Origin of the sequence: Arenicella chitinivorans (assembly GCF_014651515.1) — a bacterium.
Lineage (GTDB): Bacteria > Pseudomonadota > Gammaproteobacteria > Arenicellales > Arenicellaceae > Arenicella > Arenicella chitinivorans.
In genome coordinates, this window is sequence record NZ_BMXA01000008.1 from 99,342 (window position 1) to 126,271 (window position 26,930).

General features: G+C 50.7%; 22 protein-coding genes. 12 read left to right on the forward strand and 10 right to left on the reverse strand.

All coding sequences use genetic code 11. The features are described 5' to 3' along the window. Positions 1-5 precede the first annotated feature (5 nt). Genes IE055_RS16330 through IE055_RS16350 form a run of 5 tightly spaced genes read left to right on the forward strand, consistent with a single transcriptional unit; the run spans position 6 to position 7,083 of the window. Positions 6-569, forward strand: coding sequence for a DUF4390 domain-containing protein (locus IE055_RS16330; protein WP_189402755.1), 564 nt, complete (start codon positions 6-8; stop codon positions 567-569). Then, complete coding sequence (locus tag IE055_RS16335; protein ID WP_189402756.1) at positions 551-2,851, forward strand: sensor histidine kinase; 2,301 nt, start codon at positions 551-553, stop codon at positions 2,849-2,851. Before IE055_RS16330 ends, IE055_RS16335 begins: the two co-directional genes overlap by 19 nt. A gap of 13 nt (positions 2,852-2,864) precedes the next feature. After that, complete coding sequence (locus IE055_RS16340) at positions 2,865-4,241, forward strand: sigma-54-dependent transcriptional regulator (RefSeq protein WP_189402757.1); 1,377 nt, start codon at positions 2,865-2,867, stop codon at positions 4,239-4,241. Positions 4,242-4,247: 6 nt separating this feature from the next. Then, positions 4,248-5,627: a Trk system potassium transporter TrkA gene (gene trkA, locus IE055_RS16345; protein WP_189402758.1), complete on the forward strand. Its 1,380-nt coding sequence runs from the start codon at positions 4,248-4,250 to the stop codon at positions 5,625-5,627. 4 nt (positions 5,628-5,631) lie between these two features. Then, entirely contained in the window at positions 5,632-7,083 is a 1,452-nt protein-coding gene (locus IE055_RS16350) for a TrkH family potassium uptake protein (protein WP_189402759.1), read from the forward strand. 111 nt (positions 7,084-7,194) lie between these two features. On the opposite strand, the gene IE055_RS16355 is transcribed toward IE055_RS16350, so the two are convergent. Continuing rightward, positions 7,195-7,536 carry a DUF2853 family protein gene (locus IE055_RS16355; RefSeq protein WP_189402760.1) on the reverse strand — a complete coding sequence of 114 codons (342 nt, stop codon included), beginning with the start codon at positions 7,534-7,536 and terminating at the stop codon, positions 7,195-7,197. A gap of 157 nt (positions 7,537-7,693) precedes the next feature. Continuing rightward, a complete protein-coding gene (locus IE055_RS16360; protein WP_189402761.1) occupies positions 7,694-8,620 on the reverse strand; it encodes a lysophospholipid acyltransferase family protein in 927 nt (308 codons plus the stop codon). Positions 8,621-8,851: 231 nt separating this feature from the next. Here IE055_RS16360 and msrB point away from each other — a divergent pair, with 231 nt between their 5' ends. Then, positions 8,852-9,280 carry a peptide-methionine (R)-S-oxide reductase MsrB gene (gene msrB, locus IE055_RS16365; RefSeq protein WP_373299250.1) on the forward strand — a complete coding sequence of 143 codons (429 nt, stop codon included), beginning with the start codon at positions 8,852-8,854 and terminating at the stop codon, positions 9,278-9,280. Between the two features lie 5 nt (positions 9,281-9,285). Here msrB and IE055_RS16370 read toward each other — a convergent pair whose 3' ends face one another. The 4 genes from IE055_RS16370 to IE055_RS16385 all read right to left on the reverse strand — a co-directional run bounded on the left by IE055_RS16370 (position 9,286) and on the right by IE055_RS16385 (position 13,838). Continuing rightward, complete coding sequence (locus tag IE055_RS16370; protein ID WP_189402763.1) at positions 9,286-10,794, reverse strand: parallel beta-helix domain-containing protein; 1,509 nt, start codon at positions 10,792-10,794, stop codon at positions 9,286-9,288. Further along, complete coding sequence (locus IE055_RS16375) at positions 10,791-11,978, reverse strand: cytochrome-c peroxidase (protein WP_189402764.1); 1,188 nt, start codon at positions 11,976-11,978, stop codon at positions 10,791-10,793. Before IE055_RS16375 ends, IE055_RS16370 begins: the two co-directional genes overlap by 4 nt. 11 nt (positions 11,979-11,989) lie before the next feature. Next, positions 11,990-12,574 carry a cytochrome c gene (locus tag IE055_RS16380; protein WP_189402765.1) on the reverse strand — a complete coding sequence of 195 codons (585 nt, stop codon included), beginning with the start codon at positions 12,572-12,574 and terminating at the stop codon, positions 11,990-11,992. Between the two features lie 199 nt (positions 12,575-12,773). Further along, positions 12,774-13,838 (reverse strand): helix-turn-helix domain-containing protein, encoded by a 1,065-nt coding sequence (locus IE055_RS16385; RefSeq protein WP_189402766.1) that lies wholly within the window; start codon positions 13,836-13,838, stop codon positions 12,774-12,776. A gap of 653 nt (positions 13,839-14,491) precedes the next feature. Between IE055_RS16385 and IE055_RS16390 the strand changes: the two genes are divergently transcribed. From IE055_RS16390 to IE055_RS16400, 3 genes are all read left to right on the forward strand, one after another. Then, positions 14,492-15,379 (forward strand): hypothetical protein, encoded by an 888-nt coding sequence (locus IE055_RS16390; RefSeq protein ID WP_189402767.1) that lies wholly within the window; start codon positions 14,492-14,494, stop codon positions 15,377-15,379. Between the two features lie 7 nt (positions 15,380-15,386). Then, positions 15,387-16,004 (forward strand): trimeric intracellular cation channel family protein, encoded by a 618-nt coding sequence (locus IE055_RS16395; RefSeq protein WP_189402768.1) that lies wholly within the window; start codon positions 15,387-15,389, stop codon positions 16,002-16,004. Positions 16,005-16,156: 152 nt separating this feature from the next. Beyond that, positions 16,157-16,537, forward strand: a complete 381-nt coding sequence (locus tag IE055_RS16400) for a protein tyrosine phosphatase family protein (RefSeq protein ID WP_189402769.1) — start codon at positions 16,157-16,159, stop codon at positions 16,535-16,537. 22 nt (positions 16,538-16,559) lie between these two features. On the opposite strand, the gene IE055_RS16405 is transcribed toward IE055_RS16400, so the two are convergent. After that, a complete protein-coding gene (locus IE055_RS16405; protein ID WP_189402770.1) occupies positions 16,560-18,692 on the reverse strand; it encodes a prolyl oligopeptidase family serine peptidase in 2,133 nt (710 codons plus the stop codon). A 241-nt stretch (positions 18,693-18,933) separates the two neighbouring features. Between IE055_RS16405 and IE055_RS16410 the strand changes: the two genes are divergently transcribed. After that, entirely contained in the window at positions 18,934-20,577 is a 1,644-nt protein-coding gene (locus IE055_RS16410; protein ID WP_189402771.1) for a LuxR C-terminal-related transcriptional regulator, read from the forward strand. Positions 20,578-20,649: 72 nt separating this feature from the next. Beyond that, on the forward strand, positions 20,650-21,702 hold the full coding sequence (locus tag IE055_RS16415) for a 3-deoxy-7-phosphoheptulonate synthase (RefSeq protein WP_189402772.1): 1,053 nt from the start codon (positions 20,650-20,652) through the stop codon (positions 21,700-21,702). A gap of 1 nt (position 21,703) precedes the next feature. Here IE055_RS16415 and IE055_RS16420 read toward each other — a convergent pair whose 3' ends face one another. Further along, positions 21,704-22,213, reverse strand: a complete 510-nt coding sequence (locus tag IE055_RS16420; protein WP_189402773.1) for a hypothetical protein — start codon at positions 22,211-22,213, stop codon at positions 21,704-21,706. A 143-nt stretch (positions 22,214-22,356) separates the two neighbouring features. Here IE055_RS16420 and IE055_RS16425 point away from each other — a divergent pair, with 143 nt between their 5' ends. After that, positions 22,357-23,643, forward strand: coding sequence for an MFS transporter (locus IE055_RS16425; protein ID WP_189402774.1), 1,287 nt, complete (start codon positions 22,357-22,359; stop codon positions 23,641-23,643). Positions 23,644-23,650: 7 nt separating this feature from the next. On the opposite strand, the gene IE055_RS16430 is transcribed toward IE055_RS16425, so the two are convergent. Together IE055_RS16430 and IE055_RS16435 are read right to left on the reverse strand one after the other, a co-directional pair. After that, positions 23,651-25,051 carry a hypothetical protein gene (locus IE055_RS16430; RefSeq protein ID WP_189402775.1) on the reverse strand — a complete coding sequence of 467 codons (1,401 nt, stop codon included), beginning with the start codon at positions 25,049-25,051 and terminating at the stop codon, positions 23,651-23,653. Positions 25,052-25,099: 48 nt separating this feature from the next. Beyond that, positions 25,100-26,869 (reverse strand): C13 family peptidase, encoded by a 1,770-nt coding sequence (locus IE055_RS16435; protein WP_189402776.1) that lies wholly within the window; start codon positions 26,867-26,869, stop codon positions 25,100-25,102. Positions 26,870-26,930 lie beyond the last annotated feature (61 nt).

Below are 26,930 nucleotides of genomic sequence, written 5' to 3' on the forward strand. Positions count from 1 at the left end.
AAATCATGCGAGATGAATCCGAATTGCTGACCATCAACAGACTTACCTCATCCGCACACCGAACTCTGATAAAAGCGCTCGGCATGCTCCTGTGCCTACTACCGCTGGCACTTTGGAGTCTTCCAAGTGACGGAAAATCGATTCAGTACGTGGATGGCCAGCTGGTCATTAACCTCTCCGAAGAAGTGACCAGTGCGCTGAACAACGGCGTACCACTGACCTTCGTCTGCGAATACGCAACACTGACTCAAGTGCTGTTTATACGTTGGCCGCGCAAAACATATCGCCATAGCTTTGAGATAACGCATCACGTACTGTCTAATCGCTATCTGGTTAGCGATGGCAGCGAACTCGCACCCAAGATCTTCAGCTCAACGGATGATACGATGGAATACGTAGCGTCGCAGGCACTTAGCTTTTTTGATTTTTATAATTCATCGGAGACGCGCTACCATATGCGACTTCGGCTCAGCATCATGGATTTACCTGGCCCAATGCGACTCAGCGCCTACATGACGAAGGCCTGGGACATCAATACCGGATGGGAAACATGGCAATCCGCGCAATAATTAAACGTATCTCGGCCCCCGGGCCAGTCATCGCGGTCTGTACCGCAATACTGTTCGCGCTGTGTTTACTGATCGTTAAATCGTTGAGCGATGAGGGTTCCGGTCGCCTACAGTTTTGGATCACATTACTGGGTGGCATCGGGATTGTGGTGCTGGTATTTTTTCTGTTTACCAATTGCTACTCCCTCTACCGCCAGTTTCGACGCAATGAAATTGGCTCCAAGCTAACCACCAAACTGGTATTGATATTCTTATTCCTGACGGTGATCCCTTTTTCGCTGATTTACTACTTCTCTATTCAGTTTTTGAACAAAGGTGTCGATAGTTGGTTTGATGTGCGGATCGAACAGACAGTCAAAGATTCGCTGCTGTTGAGTAAAACTGCGATGGAGGGCATCAAGGAAGAGCTCACGCGCGACGTTGAGGAATACGCACAAAGCCTGCGACAAAAAATTGCCGCCGGTGAGCTACTCAGAACCCTTGATGACATTCGTGAACTTGAAGGCTATAGCGAGTTGTCATTGTACTCTGACGATGGGCGTATTGTGGCCTTCTCGAGCGCGGATGCCGCCAACATCCTGCCAGACACTCCAGGCGATGAGGTGTTTACCGAACTGCGACTAAACCAAACATACACCTTACTTGAACCCATCTCTGAAACCACACTGCAGTTTCGTGTGGTGGCACCAATACGGGTCAATGAGTTGGGGCGTGACTTCTTTGCCTTACAAGCAATTAAAGTGCTGCCTTTGCGTTACGCCACCTTGACTGAAAGCGTGGAAAAAGCCAACAGTCAATACGCACAAATGTTGTTTGCGCGTGGGCCCTTAAAATTCAGCCTGATTGTGACACTCAGCCTAATCTCGCTTGCCAGTTTGTTGTTCTCCATGCTGACGGCAATCTATCTGTCGCGTCGCCTAGTGGCGCCAATTTCGAATCTGGCGGCTGGTACGCAAAAAATTGCTGAGGGCGATTACGGATCGCATTTGCCCGTCACAACCTCCGACGAACTGGGCATTCTCACCAAATCCTTTAACAATATGAGCAGCAAGATCAGTGATGCTCAACAAGCGGCCCTTGCTAGCCAAACTGAAACCTTACAGCAAAAAGGCTATCTAGAAGCCGTGCTGACAAATTTATCGTCGGGCGTTTTCTCACTTGATAGTGAGCAGCGCATGCAGATTTGTAACAGCGCGGCAGCCGATATCCTTGGCTTCGAACGCAATGCGATGCTTGGCGCCGGATTGGACTCATTGTGCGACACCAGCAGTCACACCAGGCAGTTTTTCGAGGTCATTCGCAACGGCATTGCCTCGGGGCAGCGCTCTTGGCAGGACGAGATAAGCCTGCTGGGCAAACACGGTCGGCAGATATTGATCGTCCGTGGATCGTTACTGCAAGAGACTCGAGACTCAGACCACTTGAGCAGTACAAACAACCACGATGAAAACAATCACGTTATCGTATTTGATGATGTCACTAACCTCATTCAGGCCCAGCGCGACGCCGCCTGGGGTGAGGTAGCGAGACGACTGGCCCATGAAATCAAAAACCCACTAACGCCAATTCAACTTTCAGCCGAACGCATCAAATTAAAGCTCTCCAATCATGTGTCTGGGGAACTAGAGGAGACTCTCGACCGCAGCACACGAACCATTGTCCAGCAAGTCGAATCCATGAAGGAAATGGTGAACGCTTTTTCGAGCTACGCCCAACCGGTGCGCGCGCAACTAGCCCCGCTGGACGTTAACCAATTAATCCGCGATGTAATCGAACTACATACCTCGTCGCTACAAGACATCGATGTCGAGTTGGCACTGGACCACGACCTGCCTTTAATTAAGGCCAACGCATCGGCATTGCGACAAGTGCTGAACAACCTAGTTATCAATGCCAGTCACGCGCTGCAAGAGACCGATAACGGCAAACTGCGTGTTCGCACTCTAATCGCCGCCAAGGTGACCGGACGTTATATCGATCTCGTGGTGGAAGACAATGGCTCAGGTATCCCACCTGAAATTCAAGAATCGTTGTTCGACCCGTATGTGAGCTCCAAAGCCAAGGGGTCCGGATTGGGCTTGGCAATCGTCAAACGCATCGTCGAGGAACACAGCGGTTCAGTCTGGACCCGCCGCAGCAGCCTAGGCGGCGCCGCAATGCATTTACGTCTCCCAATCAATGCGATGCAAACCTACCGTGGTAATCGCAACCAAAATACATTACAGTCGAACGACGTCGCCAGCACGCGGCCCAACAACGATAAACCCTCAATAATTGGTTAGCACCAAAGCCGGTATGTCCGACACAAAACCACACATTCTGGTCGTCGACGATGAACCTGACATTCGCCAGATTTTGCAAGACATCTTGCAGGATGAGGGTTACCTTGTCAGCGTCGCGGAGAACGCCGATCAGGCTCGCAGTCAGTTTCGCGACATTCAACCTAATCTTGTTTTGCTGGATATCTGGATGCCTAAAGAAGATGGCATTTCGGTACTGAAATACTGGGTCGAAAACAAGCTGCTCGCCAGCACGCCGGTCATCATGATTTCTGGCCATGGCACGGTTGAGAACGCGGTTGAAGCCGTCAAACTAGGCGCCTACGACTTTCTGGAAAAGCCGTTATCAACCGGCAAACTCCTACTCAGTGTCGAACGAGGTCTGGAAAACGCATCACTGCGCGAGGAAAATAGACGGCTCAAGTCACGCCTACATTACGAGTCTCCCATTATTTCCAATAGTGATGCCAGTCGTGAATTGATGCGCCACGTTCAGCTTCTGGGCCCGACTGACAGTTGGGTGTTCATTACCGGCGAATCTGGCGTCGGAAAACGGTTAGTGGCGCGAAAAGTTCATGAAAACAGTCCGCGCGCAGACGCCGAGTTTGTTGAGCTTAATCTCGCCGCAATGCCCAGCGACCGCGTTGCACAAGCCCTGTTCGGCAGCGAAATCGACGGCAAAGTGGTGCTCGGACGTTTCGAAGAAGCCAAGGGCGGTACCTTGTTTATCAATGAGGTATTGGGGCTGACCATGGAAACGCAGAACAAACTCCTAAGCGCATTGCAGGAACGCCAGTTTATGCGCTTGGGCGGCAGCGACTATATTGAGCTTGATGTCCGCGTGATTGTTACCACCAGCGGTAACCCTCAGAATGCGGTTAATGACGGCACGTTCAGCGAAGACTTGTATTATCGCTTGAACGTAATTCCCATTCAGGTGCCGTCATTACGCCAGCGACGCAAAGACTTGCCTGAGTTGATCGATTTATTTATCGAAGACGTCATTGTCAAGAATCAGCTTAGCAAGCCTGAAATCGACAAAGCTGCGGTGCGGGCATTAGTCGACTACGACTGGCCAGGTAATGTACGTCAATTACAAAACGTGATTCAGCGACTATTAATTCTGAATACCGAAACGAAAATCACCCTCGGCGATGTCGCCGACGCGCTCGGTGGCGATACCGGCATGCAAAAACAATCGCAAAGTTTACCGGACTACTTCGAAGGCGATATGCGCAAGGCCAAAGAGGCGTTTGAAAAGGCGTATCTGAATTATCATCTCGGCACAGTTGACGGGAATGTCAGTGCGCTGGCAAAGAAGGTTGGTCTGGAACGAACCCATTTATATCGCAAATTAAAGAGTCTCGACATTAGCGCCCGCGACGCGAAGTAGACCGTTATGAAAATTTTAATTCTGGGAGCCAGTCAAGTCGGTGGATCAATCGCCGAAGTGTTGGTCGGTGAGGAAAACGACGTCACGATTGTCGACATTGATCCACACACGCTGCACCAATTGCAAAACCGCCTGGACATCCGAACAGTAACCGGGAATGCCGCACATCCGTCAGTGTTGAAAGCGGCGGGGGCCGAAGACGCCACGCTCTTACTCGCCGTGACGAATAACGATGAAATCAATCTGGTGGCCTGCCAAATTGCAGACGCGTTCTTTTCAACGCCCACCAAAATAGCGCGCTTGCGATCAAAGGAATACCTTAACAACCCAAGCCTATTTAAGATGGATTCCGGGTTTAAGGTCGATGTGGTGATCTCACCCGAGGTCATCGTTTGTGACCACATCACACGGTTGATCGAGTTTCCAGGTGCACTGCAAGTATTGGATTTCGCCGATGGATTGGTTCAACTGGTCGGGGTCAAGGCAGTGAAGGGCGGTGCACTCATAAACTGTACACTGCGTGAACTGAAAAAACATATGCCAGGCATCGAAACCCGGGTAGCCGCGATTTATCGTGACCACGAGGTCATCACGCCGAAATCGGAAACCGTGATTCAAGAAAAAGATGAGGTATTCTTCGTCGCTGCACGCGGCCATATTCACAAAATTATGAAAGAGATGCGCGGTGCCAGCGATAAGACTAAGCGCATTTTTATTGCTGGCGGCGGCAATATCGGCTTGAATCTGGCCATTGAATTGGATCGCAAAGGCTACAGCGTCAAGCTCATCGAATACAATCCCGAGCGCGCAAACCAGATCGCCGAAGAAGTCCGCGACACCATTGTGTTGAACGGAGACGCCGCCGACGCTGGACTACTGTTACAGGAAAATATCGAAAGCGCGGACGTCTTCTGTGCGGTCACAGAAAAAGACGAGGTCAATATTTTGTCGGCTAACCTAGCAAAACGTCTCGGCGCAAAGCGCGTGATGGCGCTAGTGAATCGTCCGGCGTATGTCGACAACTTGGAACACCGCGACATCAACGTCATTATCTCACCACGCGTTGCCACGATCGGCAGCGTGCTGGCACATATCCGCCGTGGTGACGTGGTCGCGGTTCACTCGCTTCGACGTGGTAAAGCCGAAGCGATTGAGGCAATCGCACATGGTGATGCCACCTCCTCCAAAGTAATAGGCAAGGGTGTACGCGAAATTCCTTTTCCGGCGGGCACTGGTGTCGGCGCAATTGTACGGGCCGGCGAAGTCATTATCCCGAACGTCGACACGCGGATAGAACCGGAAGACCACGTAATCATATTTATGGACAACAAGTCCTGCATCACTGATGTGGAAGCCTTGTTCCAGGTCGGCGTCACTTTTCTCTGATCCCATGCACTTTCAAACCGTATTTAAAATACTGGGGGTTTTGCTGATTATCTTCAGCGTGACGCAACTCACACCCTTGGCGGTTTCGCTGATTTACAACGATGGTAATAGCTACCCGTTTATTCTGTCCTTTTTCGTGACGCTGATCACCGGGTTATTGCTTTGGGCACCATTACGAAATTTGCGCCGTGATCTGCGGTATCGCGACGGATTTCTGGTGGTGGTGTTGTTTTGGACGGTACTGGCAACCTTCGGATCACTGCCTTTTCTGACCTCAGAGCACTACTCATTGTCCATCACTGATGCTTTCTTTGAGTCGATGTCCGGTTTAACCACCACGGGCGGCACCATTCTAATCAACCTCGATTCACTGCCGGAATCAACCCTTTATTATCGCCAACAACTGCAATGGCTCGGTGGAATGGGTATCGTTGTTCTGGCAGTAGCCATTATGCCGATGCTGGGAATCGGGGGCATGCAGCTGTATCGCGCTGAGACACCTGGCCCGATGAAGGACAGTAAATTGACGCCTCGAATCACTGAGAGTGCAAAGGCACTGTGGTACATCTATCTGGGTTTGACCTTGATGTGTACCACCGCATACTGGGTGGGCGGCATGTCTCTGTTTGATGCTATTTGCCATGCATTTTCCACGGTAGCAATCGGCGGGTTCTCTACCCACGATGCCAGCATCGGGTATTTTGACAGCGCTGTGATTGAATCAATTGCTGTCTTTTTTATGCTACTGGCGTCTGCAAACTTTTCCTTACACTTTTTGGCTTGGCGTGACCGCACATTCAAACCTTATCGTCGAGACAGTGAATACCGCTTTTTTCTGATTGTGATTCTGATTGCATCCCTGGTGATTTGTGGGGCGCTGATGATGCAAAACATCTACCCTGACAACGGCACCGCCGTGCGTCAAGGCCTGTTCCACTTAGTGTCGATACTCACCACCACCGGATTCACTTCTAGTGGCTTTGCTTGGTGGCCTGGCGCTTTACCTATCATGCTGATTTTGTTGAGTTTTATGGGTGGCTGCGCGGGTTCTACTGCCGGCGGCATTAAAGTGATGCGGATTCAGATGATGTATAAACAAGGCCGCAAAGAGATTGTGCGACTCATCCATCCCAACGCGGTACTGTCGATTAAGTCCGGCAATCAAGTAATTAGCGACAAGATTATTAATACCGTCACCGCGTTTTTCTCAATGTACATCCTGTGCTTTACCCTAACCGGTTTCGCGCTGAGCGCCGTGGGGCTGGATTGGATCACCGCATTTTCCGCGGCGGCAGCCTGTTTGAACAACTTAGGTCCAGGGCTCGGCGGCGTTGCATTACACTATGCTGACATCAATGATGCGGCGAAGTGGATACTCTCATTTGCCATGCTGCTTGGTCGACTGGAGTTGTTTACTTTGTTGGTACTGTTTACCACCACCTTCTGGCGTGACTAGTCCACGACTGACGTAACACCAAGAACGCCCTGACTACTCAAACCCATTAAACCAACAAGGCCGCTGTGTGAGCGGCCTTGCTTATAGCGTTGAATAAATAGGCGTCCCTATCTATTTGTAAACTGATGCTTTGCGAAAGTGCTTTACCAGCAAGTAGTAAACTACAGCGCGGTACTTGTTGCGGTTCGATCTACCATAGATTTCAAGTACCGCTTGGATGCCCTCATCGAGTTTAGGAGAATCGGCAAGCCCAAGCTTTTTGATGAGAAAGTTCTTTTTAACGCGCTCCAATTCTTTAGGGTCACTCGCGGATACAGTACACGCGTCCGCGTTATAAATTGAAGGACCACAGCCAACGGTCACGGCTGTCAGCAATTTCATATCTGGCTTCATGCCACACTTGGTTTCCAGGTCGCCTGCATATTTAGCGATTAACTCTTCACGCTTGCTCATCAATTTTCTCCAAATAGGTTAAGTGGTGTATTGTGAAATTATCTGCCAGCTAAAGACTACCACTGGTCAAAAGGGCACGCGTTGTTCCTTGGCACATCACATCCCCCTTAGTCATGATGCTTCTGACAGTAACGCAAGCTCCTATAAAAATAAATGTCTATTGATAAAATTTTATACCCTTCGCCGCTTCCTCCGGTGGACGTGTCTTGAAACGCTTGTGTACCCAGAAGTATTGTTCCGGATGTGGACGAATCAGTTCCGCCACCTCATTATTCATGCGCGCGGTATCAGACACCTCGTCCCCGCTCGGAAAATTTTCCAGTGGTTTACCCAGAGTCACTTCATAGCCCATGCCCCAGGGCTTGATACGCGTACGACAGGGGATGACCAGCGCGTTGGTCATTTCCGCGAATTTCCCCAACATCGGGTAAGTTGAAGCTTGAGTATGGAAAAAGGGTACAAAAATACCTTTCCGGCCCGCGTCCTGATCCGGCAAATAATAGAACGGGTTGCCTTTACGAATAGCGCGAATCAATTGGCGCAACGGCGCCTTGCGCTCTACCAGCTCACCACCAAAGCGCAATCGTCGGCGTTTTACAACTTCGTCGATTAAACCGTTTTTGGCGTATTGATACATCGTCAACATCGGGCGCTCCTGAGCCAAACGAAGCCCCGCCACATCCAAGCTAATAAAGTGCGGCGCAAGAATGATGATATTATTGCCGGACGCCAATGCGGCGTCATAGTGCGCACGTCCGTATACGGTAATCAGCTTATTAAAGCGGCGCTTGGATGCCCACCAGTGCATGGGTGTGGCAAACACAGACTGCCCGATCAACATGAAATGGCGACGATTAATTTGACGACATTCGCACACACTCTTTTCTGGAAAACTGACACGTATATTTTTGAACGCTATCCGCCGCCGACTCGCGCCAAGGGCATAAAACAACAGACCGATTGTCTGCCCGAGCACCGCCAGTATTGGCAGCGGCAATACACTAAATCCACGCAACACCAGTAAACCCAGCCAGGTTGGCCAGTACTTAGGCGCCAAGAAATTCGTAAGGGGTGTCTTTTTCAAGGTAGGATCGTTCCAGCGTGACAAAGAGGTCGCAGGATAGCACAAGCCCAGTAAGTTCTTGCAGCGTCATCAGGTCATAATTATCACACTACTTTGTTAAACTGTGATTCTATGAACCGACGAACTATGCTTCTACTCTCTGCGATCGGCGCGACTGGCTCGGTCAGTTGGCTACACGCTACCGCAAAAGATGTAGACACCCAAACGCCGCCTGATACGCACAAGCCCGCTATGCCAGACTTAGAACCGAACCCCAATCAGATCGTTCCTTTCGAATTATCCAAACACGAATGGCGCGAACGACTGTCTCCAGCCGCGTTTGATGTGCTCCGCAAAGAAGGTACGGAACGCCCATTCACTAGCCCCTTAAACGATGAAAAGCGCGACGGCGAATACGCTTGCGCAGGGTGCGGTCTGGTGCTTTTCACCGCAGCACAAAAGTTCGACAGTGGCACCGGCTGGCCAAGCTTTTTCGATACTGTGGCGGGGAGAGTTGAAACCAAACGAGACTTCAAACTAATTTTACCGAGAACCGAATACCATTGCGCTCGCTGTGGTGGACACCAAGGCCATGTATTCAACGATGGCCCGCAACCCACCGGACTCCGTTACTGCAATAACGGCGTTGCGCTGACTTTTATACCCGGTGACGCAGCTTAACTCGGTTAGTTTTCGCGACTGAGCACATACTTAGCCACCGCCAGCAGAGTCTCGTCTCCCAAATATGCTTGGGTTGGCATCTCCGGGTAATCTGGACGTTTTTTAACCGGGTTTGCCAAGTACGCAGCTAAGCCTTCAGGGTTGTCATAATACAGCGCTTGTATGGTTTGAATTGACGGACCGATCAAACGACCATTGTAGGAATGACAACCTGTGCACACACCTAAATAGGCAATTTTTCCGCGCTCTGATGGCTGAATTTCTCTTGGTGCGACAGGTGTGTCAAGCAGGTAGGTATCGGTAGCATCGGTGTTGCTAAAACCACACGGTTTAAACGCGTCTAAACCTACCAAGTTGTACTGATGAGGATTATTGATGCAGCTATCTTTGCCTTCACTCACATGCACGATATCTGGCTCAAACTGACTGAGCTTCAACGCCATCAGCGCTTTCACCTCTGGGATCGTGTCGTAGCCATTATGCATCATTGTGTTGTTCAAAATAGCAACTCGATCCGGATTGGGTTCGGATTCCGGATCGATAGAGATATTGGCTGCATTGGCATGATCAACGATCAAAATTCCGGCAGTTTTGTGATCAGAAATAAGGTTATCCTCAACGATCACATCATCCGCGGCCATGATCAGAATCCCGGTGCCGGCCGGTATACCCGCCACAGTTGACCCTGGTGCACCAAAGTTTTTGTGGTTGTTTCCGACAATAAAATTGTTCCGAATAATGACGTCGTAGGTGGTCTTAATTGGCAATCCCGGTGTAATAAACGCCAAGATTCCGCCGGTATTGTTATGTACATAGTTATTTTCAACAATCGCATGGCGGCTGTTTTCGATCTCAATTCCAGCAACACTATCGAACACTCGATTGTGGGCCACATGCACGTTATCGCTCATGCCCACATAGATCGCCGCGTCCTCGATACCTGAAATCACATTGTGTTCCACCACACCGTTTTTACCTAATTGCGGGAACACTCCGTAAACACCGGTATCAATAATTAGGTTGTTACGAATCTCAAAGTTATTTCCAGCCTGGCCCATGATGCCATTACCTTTGTACCCGGTGATTTGCATATTTTCCACCACCACGTTGTTACCCGAATACAGAATCGCATCATTAAGCTTACCCTTGCCATCCATAACTGCGCGTTTACCGGCTTTGATAACACCGACTAGGTGGATATTGTCTTTATCAATATAGACTGTTTCATGATAGGTGCCCGGCATAATCTGGATGGTGGTGCCGGGCGCTGCCGCCTTAACGGCATCTTGGATGGATTCACCGTCCTGAACGATCGCAATCACCGGATTTGCTTCACCGGCTGGGCCCGACGAGACATCATCGCCCGGTTCAGGTTGTTCAAAACCACTTTGGTAACTTCCACCGGCATTGGTACCCAAAACTACCGGCACACCACCGCTTTGCTTGCCGACTAGATAACCCAGCCCAATGGCAATCACTGCGGTTAGCAATACGAGAATAAACTTTGCTTTCATGGTTGGCTCCTCTGATGTGTGGTCAACTCTTGACCAAGCTGCTTGTGGTTATGATCAACGGCGAGACCAGATGGCACCTTTTGAGGGGTGTCTGGCATAAACCGTTCGTCAGTCAGTGTGTGCATAAACGCAACGATCTGATCTATTTCTAGTTCGCTCAGATCCGGACTAGTGATATGCCAATGGATCTGTAGGTCATCCGGAGCTGCGTGTCCGCGCCCGAGATTGTAGAATTCCGTTGCCTCTCGAAGATCAGCAAATACTCCGGAATGCATGTATGGCGCAGTGCGCTCGATGTTACGCAACGTCGGCACTTTAAACCCACCACGTAACTTGGGACTGGAGTACGTTCTTTGCGCACCAACGTCAAACACCACACCCTCTGGTTCGGGCGCGCCGATCACCGCGATCTGATTGTTGGTGAACAACGGTGGTGTGTGGCACTCGGAACAGCGTGCTACAAACGACCGAAATACATTGAGACCAGCTAATTCATCCTCACTCAAGGCTTGATGATTGCCATGCACATATTGATCGTAGCGGCTATTGAGAGAAATAAGCGATGCTTGGAACGCCGCCAGCGCTGTGTACAGGTTTGGTAGGTTTAAACCTGAATTCGGAAACGCTTGCTCGAATAAGGTTTGATACTCCGGCACCGCTTGCAAGCGAGCCAATAGGCCGTTCGGAGAGTTACCCATCTCCAGTGGGCTGTATAATGGTTCCTGCGCCTGCTGTTCCAAACTGTCGGATCGAGCGTCCCAAAACAATTTAGAGTTAAACGCCGCATTCCATAGGCTCGGGGCTGACCGTGTACCACGACGATCGTGAATCCCTCGAGAGACCGCCAGTCCGTCCGCAAAGCCAAGCCTCGGTTGGTGACAACTCGCACACGAAATTGTCTGATTTGCCGATAAGACTGGGTCGAAGAATAGATATCGCCCAAGGTCAATCTGTTGCGGACTATAACCATCTCGTACCGGCGGCAGACCAGTACGTGTGCCACCCACACCCCGATCTTGATTCGATGAATAAAACTGATACAAGGTCCGCAGACGGCAACCTTCAGCAGGTATCAATTCAAACCCACGAGGGCAATATTCGTTTAATATAAACTCCGAACCAGTGCTTTGATTACTGCTGATCTGTAGTACAAGCCACAACGTGATGCCGAGAGTGCGACGCATCTAGAAACCCACTATTTGGCGGTTAAAAACGCAATAATTGCGCTAACTTGCTCTGGGTCTCGGATAGTCGACGCCATCATCGCCATCTGCCGACCATACCGATCCTCCGGGTTCGCACCGCGCACACCGGTCTGAAAGTGCTTGAATTGACGCAACAAATAGTCCGGTGCAAGGCCCGCGATTCTGGGGGCGTGCAGCGCCGGATTTCCTTGTCCCTCGGCACCATGACAACCACTGCAAGTTCCTTGAAAGACCTTATAACCTAGAACAGTATCCCCGTCGCTGGCCGTGCTTGAACTCGGTTCTAAGGTCGCTAGATAGGTTGAAACACTGGACCACTCAGACTCAGCAATCAGCGATGACGATGCAGCCATTTGCTTTCCATAGCTGTCAGCACCGTCTGCCCCCCGAATTCCGTTCGCGAAGTTGTGTAACTGCCGTTCCAGATAACTCGCATGCTGGCCAGCCAAAGCCGGACTCCCGAGTTGAGGGTTACCCTGCGCACCAACACCATGACAGGCACTACAGTGAGTCGCATATAAGGTAGCGCCGGGCTCCTCCGCGCAAACACCGGTGCTGTGTATCACCCACAACACCAATATACTCAGCCAACTGGGTCGACCTAGCATACACCACGTCACTTTTCTCAATCGGTCGTTTACCACGCATCCGCCCTCTTAGGTATTGAAACTAAGAAAAATAATCGGTTAATCGAACGTATTGAATCTAACTGATTTCAAAATTCACCAGCAAAAGCCGGAAATTTTTTACGATCCATGCTTAGATCGAGCTCGATTATTCAGAACCAAGTTTATGCTGACGGTACGCAGTCGGTGTAAGTCGATAAGCGTCACGAAACGCCTTATTGAATGAGCTCAAAGACCGAAATCCGGTATCCAAAGCAATGCTCAATACGGCTTGATTTTCGTAAGCCGGGTCGGCGAGTTTGTCTCCCGCTTCGGCGATCCGAAAGCGATTCAAGTAGTCATTGAAATTACGGTATCCGAGTCCTGCGTTGATAATCTTGCGTAAGCGATACTCTGGCATCGCCATCCTGTCAGCTAATTGACCAATGGTCAGTCCCATCTCTCTATAAAGATGCTCTTGTTTCATGAGCGAATCGAGTTGTTGAACGACTTCTACCGGAACTTCTACTTCATCGACGGGACGCAAGCGAGCTGGCATCGCGTTGCTCCCAGTTTGTGTTTCCTCAGGCGTGTCCTCTGCGATCACACCCGGCTTATATTGCAGCAACAATAGGTTTGTGATTAAACAAATCGCACCGACCGGCAAGTACTGCCATTGATCAAGCCACGGTGAGTCCGCCATAAAGATTTCGCGCATAGAAATCAGCGTGAAGATATAGCCTCCTGCAATGGCTGAAAAAACTAGGCGTAAATCTCGCCGCGACTCAACGAGGTCGTCCCGCCAGGATCGAACCACCACATATAAGGCCCAAGCCAGCAATACGAATTCGAGCGCCTGAGGCATGGTACGGTACAAAAAGTATGGCAGACCGATGTCCAAGTAGTCCACCGCGAGAATACCAATCTGCGGAATCAATACCGTGCTCAGCACCAGCATAAGGTTCCAAGGCGCTAATCGAAACCGCTCATTAAATAAGCTGGAGCAGAGTAACCAGAACAGACCTGGGATAGCATTTTCCAATGGCAATACCCAATCACCTACCCAATGCTCACTTACCATTGGGTGTGCGATATACGCGAGAACAGCGAGCAGAAAACAAAATAGAATGGCATGTGGAAGTCGCCAGTGTTTCACTGCAGTGAGCAGCACCGCCAAACTCAACATTACTTGTGAGGAGGCAAAAGTCAGAGCGATTATGAGTGCAGTTGACATTGATGACTCGTGTGGCGTGTGGCAACGATACGTTAGATAGACGCACGATCATAGCAATGCTCTTTGAAAGCAGCAGCGACGGTTTTCAGCGCATACACATGATTTGGACTAAATTTGTCGAGAGAGACCCAAAGATAAGAGCTAACGTGCGATTTCGCAGATTACATTATAGTGAGCAATCTATAGAGCACCAACCCTCCGACCCAAATATTCAGCACAACACAGTCAGATTCAGCCTAGCGCACTGAGTTTGGTGTGTACCGAGAAAAAGAGAGGAAAGTAGCCGAGCATGGCGAGCAGCGCGTGTGTGTGTAGGGGATCCTGTAAGAAAAGTGGGGTGGAGTTCTTTCTCAGGCAATGCGCAATGAGTTCTTCTGCTCGACTACTTAACCCTTAGCTTAAATTAGAACTTGGCAATAAAACTTACGAATTTCAAAATCCGTCAGCAATAACTGTCTCCAATCAGCGACAGTTTTTGCAAAAACATCGGAATTTTCGGTTTTTTAGACAGTCTGTCTGATTTTTCACGGTGCTAGGAAATTGATCCGAACACTGATAGAGTTGACGCACTCATAGCCTCTATGCAGTTCGTCAAGGTTATATACTCAGGAGTAACAAGGCGACCGCGCTGAGATTTTTTGGTGAATCAGAAGATGCAAAGTACACCAGCATCGAGAGCTCTGGCAGTTCTCGTGTTCCTGATAATGTCAGCGTATTCGGCCTGGAGCTGGTTCTTCCAACTTGGCCTTTACGGCATTCTAATTCGCGCTCAGTTTAACTTTTTTGCAGTCCACTACCCAGTGATCACCGCGATTGCCATGTGGATTGTATTGGCACTGGTGCCGCTGTCCACCTTGTTTAAAAGTCAGCGCAAACACGAGTTTCAGTTAAGTTACGACCAACTCGCGCAGCAACTGAAACTTCGCTCTGCCGCCCTCGCTTTCTGGTTGCTCGTCAGTGGCGCGCTGGCGTACGGCTGCTACGCCATATCCAAACAGCTCCCATCAATTGAGCAGGCTGCCATCTCAATTAAACCCGACACGATTCAAGCTGACTCACTGCTCAGTGTAAGCAGAAACTGGTTCACCAAGGTTAGCATCGACGGCGATGCGGTCCCAAACAGCCGAGTACTCGAAGAAGACGCGTTACACGAAGGCACAACAGTCTTCCGACGTTACATCCCTATCCGTGACGCGCACAATTCTCAAAGCCATGTCCACTTCGTTGAGTTGCTGCGCTCAGACTCAGTTCAGCGCATCAACCGTGCACCGGTGGAAATGACCGGTTATGTACTACCGCGAGCAGTTCCGGTGCTGGTTCGTCAGTCGTTTACCCAGGATGGGCTGGTATTGGCCAAGTATGCGTTCGTCATCGGACAAAACCCAGTCGATGGACGCACTTTGTTTCGTATTGCCACGGCTATTCTCTTGTTGGTCTCTCTATTTTTATTGTTGGCTCTGTTGCAGTCACCGTTTCACAACCGACATAAGCTGCAAGCACAACGCGCTCACCAGGGGCGTGAGCAGCATGTAGACTGGTAGATCAGCCATGACCGTATCCCCCGTTCTAATTCTCGATTTGCTTGGTGTATTCGTGTTTGGTCTGAGTGGCGCACTCGCCGCAGCACGCAAAGAAATGGACATCTTTGGATACGTGGTTTTGGCTCTGTTACCGGCAATCGGCGGCGGAACAGTTCGCGACTTGATTCTCAACACATCGGTCTTCTGGATTGATCAGTCTATTTATATTTTGGTGGCGGCCAGTGCCGGTGTCGTGGTCTATTTTTTTTCAGTCCGAGTTGGCCAGCGTTATAATGTGCTCAAATGGGCCGATGCGTTGGGGCTGTCATTGTTTTGTGTCATGGGTGCGGCGAAAGCATTGACGCTAACCCACGACCCGGTGATTGCGGTCACTATGGGCGTGGTCACAGCGGTGGTCGGTGGTATTCTGCGCGACGTTATTTGCAATGAAATACCTTTGATTCTCAAACGCGAAATCTACGCCGTCGCTGCGTTCGTTGGCTCGGCAGTGTATTGTATGGCAACCGCGTTTTCACTCTCCAGCCTGATATCAATGTTACTCGGCGGTACCTGCGCTTTCATCGTGCGAGCACTGGCTATCCGTCACCATTGGACCTTGCCGGTCCGCAGCGACGCCGACCAATAGCCCCAACACGCCCCACCGTCCAACTGTTTCCAACGCTGTCGTTTCCCTGCGACTCTGGTATGCTGATAAAGTACTTGGTTTTGACCAAAGTGCGCGCAGTCGTCACACACGACTGAAGTCACGATTCAACGATGAGGAGGAGGATTCTACTGATGCACATAGAGCACCTGACAACCCAGGTTTCGGCTTCTGATCAACTAAGCGTAGAAGATGTTCAACAAATTGCCAACATGGGTGTGGAACTGCTGGTTTGCAATCGACCTGATGGAGAAGACGAAGGGCAGACACCGTATGCTGACATCGCTGCGGAAGCGAAACGGCTGGGCATGGAACCGGTTCTAATGCCATTTTCGTCCTATCAAATCACCGAGTCTGATCGGGATAAATTTATCACGCTCATCGAAACGCGCAAACGCATACACACCTATTGCCGATCTGGCGCTCGCTGTAAACGTTTATGGCGTCAGGCCAACTCGGTGGTCGGCGGCGAGGAAGAGTACAATCGATGCCACACCACAGAATCTAACGCCTGACGCAATCAGCAAGCTGCACGCATTACTTTAAGTGCTGCCAAAGATGGGTGTAAGCTAGGGCTATACGCTTGGCCAATTGATCGCTGGTGGCGCTACCTTTGTGCCCACCTTCGGTGTTTTCGTAATAATCCACTTCGTAACCATAGGCCATCATCTTCGCTGCCATCTTTCGCGCATGACCCGGGTGTACGCGGTCGTCCAGCGTTGAAGTGAAGAAGAACACAGGTGGATAATCCATTTTTGCGCGCAAATTTTGATATGGACTGTACGCACGTATAAATTCCCAATCCGCGGTATCTGGGTCCCCGTATTCAGCCATCCAACTCGCGCCGGCTAACAAGGTGTGATACCGCTTCATATCAAGCAGAGGCACACCGCAAATAACCGCACCATACAGATCTGGCCGACGCAGCATGGTCGCACCGACTAACAATCCACCATTGGAGCGGCCCTCAATTCCCAAGTGCTTGGCACGCGTGATGCCACGTTTGATCAAATCTTCCGCCACCGCTTCAAAATCTTCATACGAACGCAGCTTATTCTCTTGCAACGCAGCAGCATGCCAAGCCGGCCCGTATTCGCCGCCACCTCGAATATTTGCCAGCACAAACACGCCGCCGCGCTCGAGCCAAGCTTTACCGTACACTCCGTTCAGCGCTTCATACGAGCCGGAGTAGGAAGGTGTTAATGACACCCTGAAACCACCATAAGAGAACATCAACGTTGGGTTTGTACCATTGAGCTTGGTGTCTTTGCGCATCACCACAAAATAGGGCACCTTGGTACCGTCAGCCGATTCAGCGAAATACTGTGTAACCTTCATTGCCTCACTGTTGAATGTAGCGGACTGCTGTCGCACTGTGGACACCGTGAGTTTGTCGTCAATAAAGAGTAATGTTGGTGGCGTAATAAATCCTTCGTAGCGTACAAAAAACTCCCCGGAGGTTTTATCACCAGCGGCAAAGGTAATCGTACCAGAGGCTGGCAAGTCGATTTTTTGCTGGCGCCATGATGCCCCATCTCGACTAAAACGGTAAATCTGCGATTGAACATTCTGTAAGGTCGTGATCAAGATGGTTTTATCCATTACCACCACCATGTCAATCACCGTAGTCGCATCCGGTTCCATTAACACCGTGATCTTAGCTTTGGTAACCGCGCTGTCTGAACGAACACTGTGCGGCGGAACGAGCAACACTGTCCCAAGCTTATAGTGCTGGCCCGCATAGACCCAGTCCCGCTTCAGCGATACCACCAACTCACCATCAACGACTCCCTCAACGGCGGCTAAATCCGGAAGCTCGAGCGGAATTGCTTTACCGCCTTCATGCAGGTAGTAGCGACGGGACCAAAACGACAGGCTCTCTGTAATCAGCATGAGCGGGGTAGTGTCATGTTTAAAGTATTGCGCTGCCACCGAAACCGAACTCGCCGGTGTGGTGAACAATGGCATGGCGGACGTCAGAGGCGTCCCACGTTTCCATAGTTTGACCGTGCGAGGATAGCCGGATTCAGTCATCGAATCGGCGCCGAAATTTGTCGCCACAATGATCTCGTCGGCATTGACCCAACTCGCGCTCATTTTTGCCGTCGGCAAAGTAAAACCATCTTTCACAAAACGCATGGATTCGAGGTCGAACTCACGTAGTTCACTGGCATCGGTTCCGCCAGGAGACAAGCTAACCAGACAACGTTTGTTATCTGGTGCATGACAAACCATTTCCTGCAACACCCAGTTCTGGTTCTCCTTTGCTGAGAGCGCATCAATATCCAACACCGTCTGCCATTGTGGTGACCCCTGTTTGAAATCCGCTAGAGGACTACGCTGTAACACACCCCTAGGGTGTTCAGTCGACTTACTTAGATAGTAAATCCAATCACCGCGCTGTGTGATCTCCGGTAATTTGTCTGTACGCGTTAAAGCATCGAGTGCATCCGCATAGATTTGATCGTACAACGGATGCTTACCAAGCTTAACCTGAGATGTTTTGTTTTGTGCTTGAACCCAATCAAGCGCTTTATCACCCTGAATTTCTTCGAGCCACACATACGGGTCCGCCTCGTTGGCTGAAACCGAGGAGGCGGTGTAAACGACCAGTAACGCACTGGCAACAACGGCGCGCACAAGCGCGGAAATCGGTAAGGGTATGCTCATAAACTGTGCTCTATTCATTCAATCTGCTAAGTGATCCCCTGATGTCTTTCGCGGTAGACTTTTCCATTGTCATGCGGCAACAGGGCGCATTCTACTCACAACGATAACACACCTTTAAAGTGAGCATAATAGGCCACTAGTTTGCGTTCACCAAACGGAAGGCCTATGATGTTTTCATCGATAAGTCATCGCCCCATGATCGACTGACGATACTCATTCTCGGTTCACGACTCGACAACCTATGAGCAACTCAAGTTTCAGTAGCTTGATCTACCGAATCATCGGCAAACCAGAGCGTTGGCACGATGAGTATATTGTTGACATGATGCAACAGTATTTGAATGAAGCAGACGACTTCGACGACCCAGACAACATCATGGAACTCGCTGCTGGTGACCAGATACTCTCGCGCCTACAGCAAGGCAATGTTGCCCTCGCAGCGTTCAACACGCTGCTGGACAAAAGCCGTTTCAAAATGATTATTCTGGACGACGAATTACGGCCGATCTACCACAACAGTCGAGCAGACCGATTACTCAACTATCTGCAAGCCGGCAGCGAAACCCTTCGTGAAGACCTGTTGACACTGATCAACCAGCTACCGAGCCCGGGTTCTCTGGAAAACCAACTCATCGCGCTGGATTTCTTCGATCAGAACGGCGAGCAGTTGTACTTGCGGCGGATTCGAAGTCAAGTGCGTGACCACAACAGTCCAACACATTTTCATATTCTGATGGTGCTCGACAAAGAGCAGGTCAACCAACGGCTGAACCCCGAACTGGTGGCTCGTTACGGCTTGACCGAAAAAGAACAGCAGGTGTTGCTTAGATTGGTGCACGGCAGCACCATAAATCAGATCGCGGACGCCATTTTTGTGAGCGAGAATACGGTTAAATCCCACCTCAAATCCATATTTCGCAAAACCAGCAGCAATTCTCAGGCCGGCGTAGTTAGCCTAATATTAACGCACGAATCGCAAGTACTGGATTCGTACTTTGACTCTGACATCACCACCGTCAGCCCGCAAAACGATCACGCGAACGATCGAGAAGTGACACTCGCAAACGGTCAAAGAATTGCTTACTGCGAATACGGCCCAGCGGAAGGACGTCCACTGCTCGTATTCCACAGCGGCTTCGGCTCTCGGCTTGCGATTCCGCCCGACTACGAAACCATCTGCGCGCGAACCAATCGACGTGTCATCATTCCTGATCGGCCAGGTATCGGTAAAACACGCTTTATCGCCGGACACCCAGCACAGTGGAACACCCAACTCACCGAATTCATCGATCTCCTCAATATCGGCGACTATGATCTGTTAGGTAGCGTGATTGCCTGTCAAATGGCAATGAGTTTCGCGGCACAAGCTGACAATCGCTTACAGCGCGTTATACTAACGTCGCCGGTGGTACTGAATACTGCTGCGGATGCCCGGTATCTGACCGAGATTCTGGCACCTGCTGCTCGTTATGTGAAGGTATCGCCACAATTCGCCAAAGAGATCTACGAATTGTGGCTAAAGAGCGTCACTCTCAATTTGGATGCACATTATCCAAGCATGCTGCGAGCCAGCGTCGGTAGTGCCGAGCGTTCTCAATTCGAGCAACAAGGCATTATTCAGCTACTGACCGATGTGTTCAAAGAAGGTGCGCGCCATACCCTTAATGGCATATTGCATGAGATGGTGTTTTGTATGACCCCACTAAATCTCGATCCAAACCAATTCAACAAGCCCATTGAGCTTTGGTACGGCACCGAAGATAAGCGCATCACCGAAGCCGGGGTTCATGCACTTAGCAAACAATTCAATAACTGCACATTGCACGTGCGTGAAGGTTACAGCGAGCACCTGTACTATGCCTTGTTTGAAGAAATCATCCAGTAACCGATAAAATTCGCGCCCAAACCTAAAGTGGCCTGTTACACTCGCCACAGCATAACCTGACGCCCTATTGGTATGACCATCACCACTAATCGACGCATTCTGGCTATTGATCCGATCTGTTCACCCAGTGAGCTGGTCGAACGTTTTCCCTCTTCTGACGCCGTTGCCGAACTCGTCCAAGCTACGCGCAATCGTATCAGCGATATTCTGCATAAGCGTGATGACCGATTACTGGTCATCACGGGTCCCTGCTCGGTGCATGACCCTAAGTCAGCACTCGAATACGCCGAGCGACTCGCACCCCTGCGAGCCCAGTACGCGAACAGCCTTGAACTGGTGATGCGTGTGTATTTTGAGAAACCACGTACCACAATAGGTTGGAAAGGCCTGATCAATGATCCCGACCTGAATCAAAGCTACAACGTCGATAAAGGCTTGGCGGTGGCTCGAAAAGTATTGTTAGACATCAACTCACTCGGGATTCCGGCCGCGTGTGAATTTCTGGATGCCGTGACTGGCCAGTATTACGCTGATCTGGTGAGTTGGGGCGCAATTGGAGCCCGTACAACCGAAAGTCAGGTGCACCGCGAACTGGCGTCCGGCCTATCTTGCCCAATCGGTTTCAAAAACGGCACCAAAGGTGATGTGGATATTGCCGCCGATGCAGTAATCGCTGCACGTGCTCAACATATTTTCTTAAGCCCAACCGAGCTGGGAACCACGGCACAATTCACCACGGCTGGCAACGATGACGGACATATTATTCTGCGTGGCGGCAGTCAGCCAAATTACGATGAGCAGAGTGTGGCTGATGCCGTGACAATGTTGCAAGACCGTGGCATTGATACTGGCATCATGATCGACTTCAGTCATGCCAACAGCCAGAAACAATATCAAAATCAACTGCGTGTTGGGACTGATGTAGCGAACCAGATTGCGGACGGTAACACCAACATAGTGAGCTGCATGATCGAAAGCCACCTGATCGAAGGCAAACAACCCATCGCGCCGGCAGACCAACTGGTCTACGGCCAGAGTATTACTGATGCCTGCATTGGGTTTGCACAAACCGAAACGCTGCTGCAAACCTTGTCGGAAGCCGTACTCGAGCGACGCAGAAAATAGCCTACTTATCTGCGATGGTTACCAAGCGCTTGATTGCTTCGGTTTTGACGTAATCAACCGCCTTCGCCAGTTCGTCCAGCCCGCTTGCATTGGTGCCGTTTGCCACCTCTTCGAAAATCACGAGAGATCCCGTCTCATGCGCTTGAATCGAAATGGTCCACACAACATCGACCGCCCGTTCCTGCAAAGGCCCAAAGGGCGCATCCAAGCGCAACATAGTTCCGGCAGCGACATTGACTACGGTGCCGTGGATGACGGAGTTCCCCTCCCAGCGCTCGGCCCAAACACCGCCCGCGACGGGATCCAAACTCAAATTTCCTGCGTTTCCCGAGTAAGTATGCTCCGGGTGCCACCACAACTGCGGTTGAATTAACCGTTGCCAAAGCTGTGGCGGCGGTAACACAGAGCTGGCCTCTTGGCGCAAGGTGAAATGGTCTGCACTGGCTTGAATCACGTCAGCCCGCACAGAAGGACACAACATCAACAAAAGAAGTAGTCCAACGCATCGCATTTGCCGTTCTCCAGATCAGTTTCAATTCAGTAAAACATACCATAGGCTTAACAGCGTCGATTTATATTTGACACCTATCTCTAGCCTTGACCCCATTTTTACACTATCGTTTCAGTCTTCCCCTTAGCTGTATCGAACGCGCCATGCCCCAATCATCACTGCCACCGGCCACCAAAATACTCATCTTAAGCGGTTGTTTACTGCTGATGATGTCATTCGGTTTTCGCTCTTCGTTTGGACTATTTGTCAAACCGATGTCCGAGTTTCATGGCTGGGGCCGCGACACCATCGCGACCGCCCTCGCGATTCAGAATTTGAGCTGGGGCATTGTCGCTGTGTTCGCGGGCGGGTTGGCGGACCGGTTCGGTAACCTACGCATCATTTTAGCGGCAGTGGCCATGTATGCAGCTGGGATTCTATGGATGGCCTTCGCTTCTGACAGCGTCGCCCTCAATGCCTCGGCTGGTGTGTTAGTCGGCGCTGGCGTAGCTGGCACCTCGTTTGGAATCGTTATACCCGCGCTGATGCGCGCCGTGCCCAAAGAGCGGCAACCCTGGGTAGCTGGCGTGGCCACCGCCGCTGGCTCGATGGGGCAGTTTTTATTGGTTCCGTTTTCACAGACCCTAATCGATGTGTTCGGTTGGTTCTCGTCGCTGCAGATTCTCAGCGGTGTCACCTTACTCATGGTGGTGTTGGCAATTCCGCTGGCACCCTACTCAGGCTCGAATGAAGTCCACACTGGGCAAGCCGATCAACCAGTCATGGATGCCGTGCGTGAAGCATTCCAGCACAAGCATTACGTATTGCTGGTATTGGGCTTTTACGTTTGCGGGTTTCATCTGGCGTTTATCACTGTGCACTTACCGGCTTATCTGAGTGATCTTGGTTTCACAGCCAAGATTGGTGCGATGAGTCTGGCCGCCATTGGCGTGTCTAATATGATCGGCTCATATATGTCTGGAGTCTGGTCAGGTCGCTGGCCGAAGCAATCGATGCTGGCTTGGATATATCTATTGCGTGCGGTGGTGATAGCAATTTTCGTGGTCCTCCCGCCGAGCCTCGGCTCTATTCTATTTTTCAGCGTCGGCATCGGCTTGCTATGGCTGGCCACGGTTCCGCCTACCTCGGGCTTAGTGGCCGTGATGTTCGGTACGCGCTACATGGCCCTGCTGTATGGCATCGTCTTCCTGTCACATCAACTCGGCAGCTTTACCGGCGTCTATCTCGGTGGTTTCCTATATGAGCAATCCGACGCATTTGTCGCCGTCAGTGCATTTTGTGGACAATATCTCGGATTCGCAAGCTTCGGAGACGCGTCGCGCTACGATCTGGTGTGGTTGATCAACATCCTGCTCGGCGTACTGGCAGCGGTCATCCATTTACCAATTCGTGAACGCGCTGTCGGGCGCTTTGCACAGGCAAGCGCCTGATGGTCTGCTATTCATCGAGCAGAAGGTCCAGCCAAGGCATCGCCAGCAATAGCCCAAGGGTAATCTCCACCGGTTGAAGCTCTGAGCTTAACGTAAAATACCCTCCCGTGGCAGATTCACTCAATGTCAGACGCGCGGACTTACTAAAGTATCGCCGCCCTGGTTGCAAGAGTCCGCAGCCCGAGTCGCAGATAATTGCGATTGTCTGCGTATCTGCATTTGAAGGCGACTGATTCAGAACCGCTGTTGACTGATTCAATGGTTCCACGAGGACTCCGAGCGTCGTCGACGCCTGTCCGGGTGGAACCGCAAAGTCGGTGCTTGATATCAGTACTGGCTCGCTCTGCAATCCGTCTGGCACCAAGAACGATAGGTTATCTAGCTCACAGTTTTCCTGCGCACCAGTCCAAACACCATAGTTCTGATCAAGACCGCAATGCACCCTATGTTGTTCTTTGTACACCAACACTTGGCCACGCACCGGAGAGGTTAGTTTCTGAGCGGGCCCTCGCAACAAATTAAGTTGAACTTCGCGGCGTTTAACCAGAGTTAGGTTTGTCGGCAACCGAAATTCATAATTGTCTTGATCCAGGGCGACCAAACCGTTTAACGCTGTTTCCAGTATGGGGTCGGGAACAGTAAATTTATAGGCCGAACTGACTGCGGTTGTCATCTCGTAAGGAGCATTGTCATGCGCCTGTTTGACCATCCAAGCTTGTGCAGTCAGGCCGTGAGCGCGACAGGTGGCCGAGGCGCACTGATAGCCTACCATCAGAGTGTAAGTATGCCCCGACCCATATGGCGTCAAGGTTATTGGCACTCGGAACGACGCACTCGCTTGCCCACGCTCGATTTGCACCGTTTGCGTAAAGCGAGAAAGGAACCAGATATCAGAGAAGCCCCAGCGCCGGTCGACGAACACTGCGAGCTCGATCGCATCCGTAGCTTGTTGGGCCATCGGTAAAGACACTTCACCACGCAGATAAGAATACATGTGAATGAGCGTGAAGTTCGCGATGTAGGATGACCGTCGGTCATGTTCACCGAACCGCTCCTGGTTCCCATGCGCGTCTCGAAAGTGAACTGTGCCAGTACGGGCATTTCCTTGGTCACACCCGTTCATGCACCGCAGATCCAACACAAAATAACCAAGCCCCTTATCCGCATCTGTCCAAGGAACAGACACCGAGTAACTCGTGCTTGATCTGCCAGCGGGAATTGTGATCGGTACGATCCTGCTGCTCGCAGGGTTATAAGGGTCAGCAATGATCTCGAGTTCGACTGATAAAGGGTACTCTGCTGAATCGCCGGGTGCGCGATTCACCGCACCACTGAAATTCACCATTTGCGCCCAAATCGCGGGACTGATCAAGTAAACAACAACACCTAACAAGAATCGATTTTTCATTCTTCCTCGGGGCTTATTGGCCTCAAAAAAGATGTCAGTCTGACCCTGTTAGGGTCCTTCCATTTCACGCAGTTTGTCCACTATTTCTTTAGGGGCAGACAACTGGGGGTTAGACGGTTTAAGCTCCTCATCGTCCTCCCATTCTGCAATAAGTTTAGCCGCTTTTGGATAGGCATCCACCAAAGATAACGAGGCATTCTTAGCTAGCACTTCTTGGAACAAAGCACGACCAAAATAGGTCATCTCTGAATCCTCCGAACACCCAAACGATTTACTCTTGCTGTCAGCGGCCGTGATCAACATCGTTGTCTCGTTCTTTAGCACTGGCACAAAACCACCCGAATAGCAGGCGGATACCATGAGCACTCGCCATTTAATACCCGCCAGATCAAGCATCGCCTTTAACTCAGATGGCGAAAGATTCGGCAGTTTAATGCTGTCGTGATTCAGGTAAAAATCATGTTCCGAAGATCCGTGACTGGTCATATACAAGAACAGCACATCCTGCTCAACATTCATCTTTTGACCTAACGCCTTCAAGGCATCAGCGATCGACTGCCGCGTCGCGAGCGGCCAGGCTTCAGCCGTCTCATGGTGATTCACCAGTAATACGCTGTGATCTGCCGTGTCGTATCGCTGTGATAGTTGTTGTTGCACAAACTCAATCTCACGCCGGAATACGCTTTGAGAGCCATCACCAGCGATGCCAAGAAAGTAGGCCTGCGCTGTGTCAGATTCTGAATCGGGCAATCTGCTTAGCGCTTCGGATAATAATCTTTGGTGATGGGTTAGCGCCAGTTCGGCCTGTACGTGTTGACGAAAACCGGACTCGGTATCATGCACCAACTTACCGCGTGACCACCTTCCACGTTGAATTTTTGCTTGTCCTGCTTCGGGCTCAGCCAAGGTCAATGTGCCTTGACCGTGATACTCACCGAAACTGAACTCGCCTTGATAGACATCCCCATTAGCCGCTGTGTAGGTACCATTGCCATCGAACTGGTTGTAGTCGAACTCGCCGACATAAGTACTACCATCTGACCCGAACCAACGGCCTTCACCGACCATCATGCCAGACTCAAACATGCCTTCAAGCCGGTTTCCATCTTCGCTGGTCAAACTACCTTTACCTTGGGGTTGCCACGCTTCGACTTCGCCTTTGTAAATGCTGCCATCGTACATCGAGAGCTCGGCTTGTCCGGTCAGGACACCATCGACGAACGTGCCGCGATAGAACATATCGCCCTGTTTGAATTCACCGTCACCGTGATAATTTCCGCCCTGAAACTCACCACTGTAACTGCTGCCGTTTTCGTAGCTTACGCTGCCTTGACCATGATACAAGTTGGCTTTGAACCCGCCGGTATAGGATTCACCATCGGTTTTTGTATAAACACCTTCGCCTTCAAAGCTACCCATAACAAAGTCACCATTGTAGACATAGTCATCGGTTGTTAACTCACCTTTGCCGTGCATGTACCCATTTTGTAAACTGCCAACATACCGCGTAGACGTATCCTGGCTAATGACGGTGAATTCTCCGGTGGCCTGACCCTCGCGAAAATCTCCTTCCCAACGATCGCCATTAACAAACACCATCACTCCTGGACCGTGGAACACGCCATCAACAAAGCTTCCTTGGTAGTACCCGCCAGCCGAAAACACCAGTTTACCCTGCCCAGAGAAACGACCATCAACCACGTCGCCGGAATACCGACTCCCATCCGGCAAGACCGCATCAGGGCTCAAAATCAACGGCTCGCTACACGCAGATAGCAGCAATGCTGTACACAATACGCACCAAACTTTGAACGTCATATCAGTCATCTCAACTTTATTTAATCTCAGTCCAGGCATGCCTTTGCGAATTGACTGGGCT

What these genes read in the sequence shown, in the direction of transcription:
- IE055_RS16330 (WP_189402755.1), top strand. Translation starts at nt 6, where the DNA reads ATGCGAGATGAATCCGAATTGCTGACCATCAACAGACTTACCTCATCC.
- IE055_RS16335 (WP_189402756.1), top strand. Translation starts at nt 551, where the DNA reads ATGGCAATCCGCGCAATAATTAAACGTATCTCGGCCCCCGGGCCAGTC.
- IE055_RS16340 (WP_189402757.1), top strand. Translation starts at nt 2,865, where the DNA reads ATGTCCGACACAAAACCACACATTCTGGTCGTCGACGATGAACCTGAC.
- trkA (WP_189402758.1), top strand. Translation starts at nt 4,248, where the DNA reads ATGAAAATTTTAATTCTGGGAGCCAGTCAAGTCGGTGGATCAATCGCC.
- IE055_RS16350 (WP_189402759.1), top strand. Translation starts at nt 5,632, where the DNA reads ATGCACTTTCAAACCGTATTTAAAATACTGGGGGTTTTGCTGATTATC.
- IE055_RS16355 (WP_189402760.1), bottom strand. Translation starts at nt 7,536, where the DNA reads ATGAGCAAGCGTGAAGAGTTAATCGCTAAATATGCAGGCGACCTGGAA.
- msrB (WP_373299250.1), top strand. Translation starts at nt 8,852, where the DNA reads ATGCCAGACTTAGAACCGAACCCCAATCAGATCGTTCCTTTCGAATTA.
- IE055_RS16370 (WP_189402763.1), bottom strand. Translation starts at nt 10,794, where the DNA reads ATGAAAGCAAAGTTTATTCTCGTATTGCTAACCGCAGTGATTGCCATT.
- IE055_RS16375 (WP_189402764.1), bottom strand. Translation starts at nt 11,978, where the DNA reads ATGCGTCGCACTCTCGGCATCACGTTGTGGCTTGTACTACAGATCAGC.
- IE055_RS16385 (WP_189402766.1), bottom strand. Translation starts at nt 13,838, where the DNA reads ATGTCAACTGCACTCATAATCGCTCTGACTTTTGCCTCCTCACAAGTA.
- IE055_RS16390 (WP_189402767.1), top strand. Translation starts at nt 14,492, where the DNA reads ATGCAAAGTACACCAGCATCGAGAGCTCTGGCAGTTCTCGTGTTCCTG.
- IE055_RS16395 (WP_189402768.1), top strand. Translation starts at nt 15,387, where the DNA reads ATGACCGTATCCCCCGTTCTAATTCTCGATTTGCTTGGTGTATTCGTG.
- IE055_RS16400 (WP_189402769.1), top strand. Translation starts at nt 16,157, where the DNA reads ATGCACATAGAGCACCTGACAACCCAGGTTTCGGCTTCTGATCAACTA.
- IE055_RS16405 (WP_189402770.1), bottom strand. Translation starts at nt 18,692, where the DNA reads ATGAGCATACCCTTACCGATTTCCGCGCTTGTGCGCGCCGTTGTTGCC.
- IE055_RS16410 (WP_189402771.1), top strand. Translation starts at nt 18,934, where the DNA reads ATGAGCAACTCAAGTTTCAGTAGCTTGATCTACCGAATCATCGGCAAA.
- IE055_RS16415 (WP_189402772.1), top strand. Translation starts at nt 20,650, where the DNA reads ATGACCATCACCACTAATCGACGCATTCTGGCTATTGATCCGATCTGT.
- IE055_RS16420 (WP_189402773.1), bottom strand. Translation starts at nt 22,213, where the DNA reads ATGCGATGCGTTGGACTACTTCTTTTGTTGATGTTGTGTCCTTCTGTG.
- IE055_RS16425 (WP_189402774.1), top strand. Translation starts at nt 22,357, where the DNA reads ATGCCCCAATCATCACTGCCACCGGCCACCAAAATACTCATCTTAAGC.
- IE055_RS16430 (WP_189402775.1), bottom strand. Translation starts at nt 25,051, where the DNA reads ATGAAAAATCGATTCTTGTTAGGTGTTGTTGTTTACTTGATCAGTCCC.
- IE055_RS16435 (WP_189402776.1), bottom strand. Translation starts at nt 26,869, where the DNA reads ATGACGTTCAAAGTTTGGTGCGTATTGTGTACAGCATTGCTGCTATCT.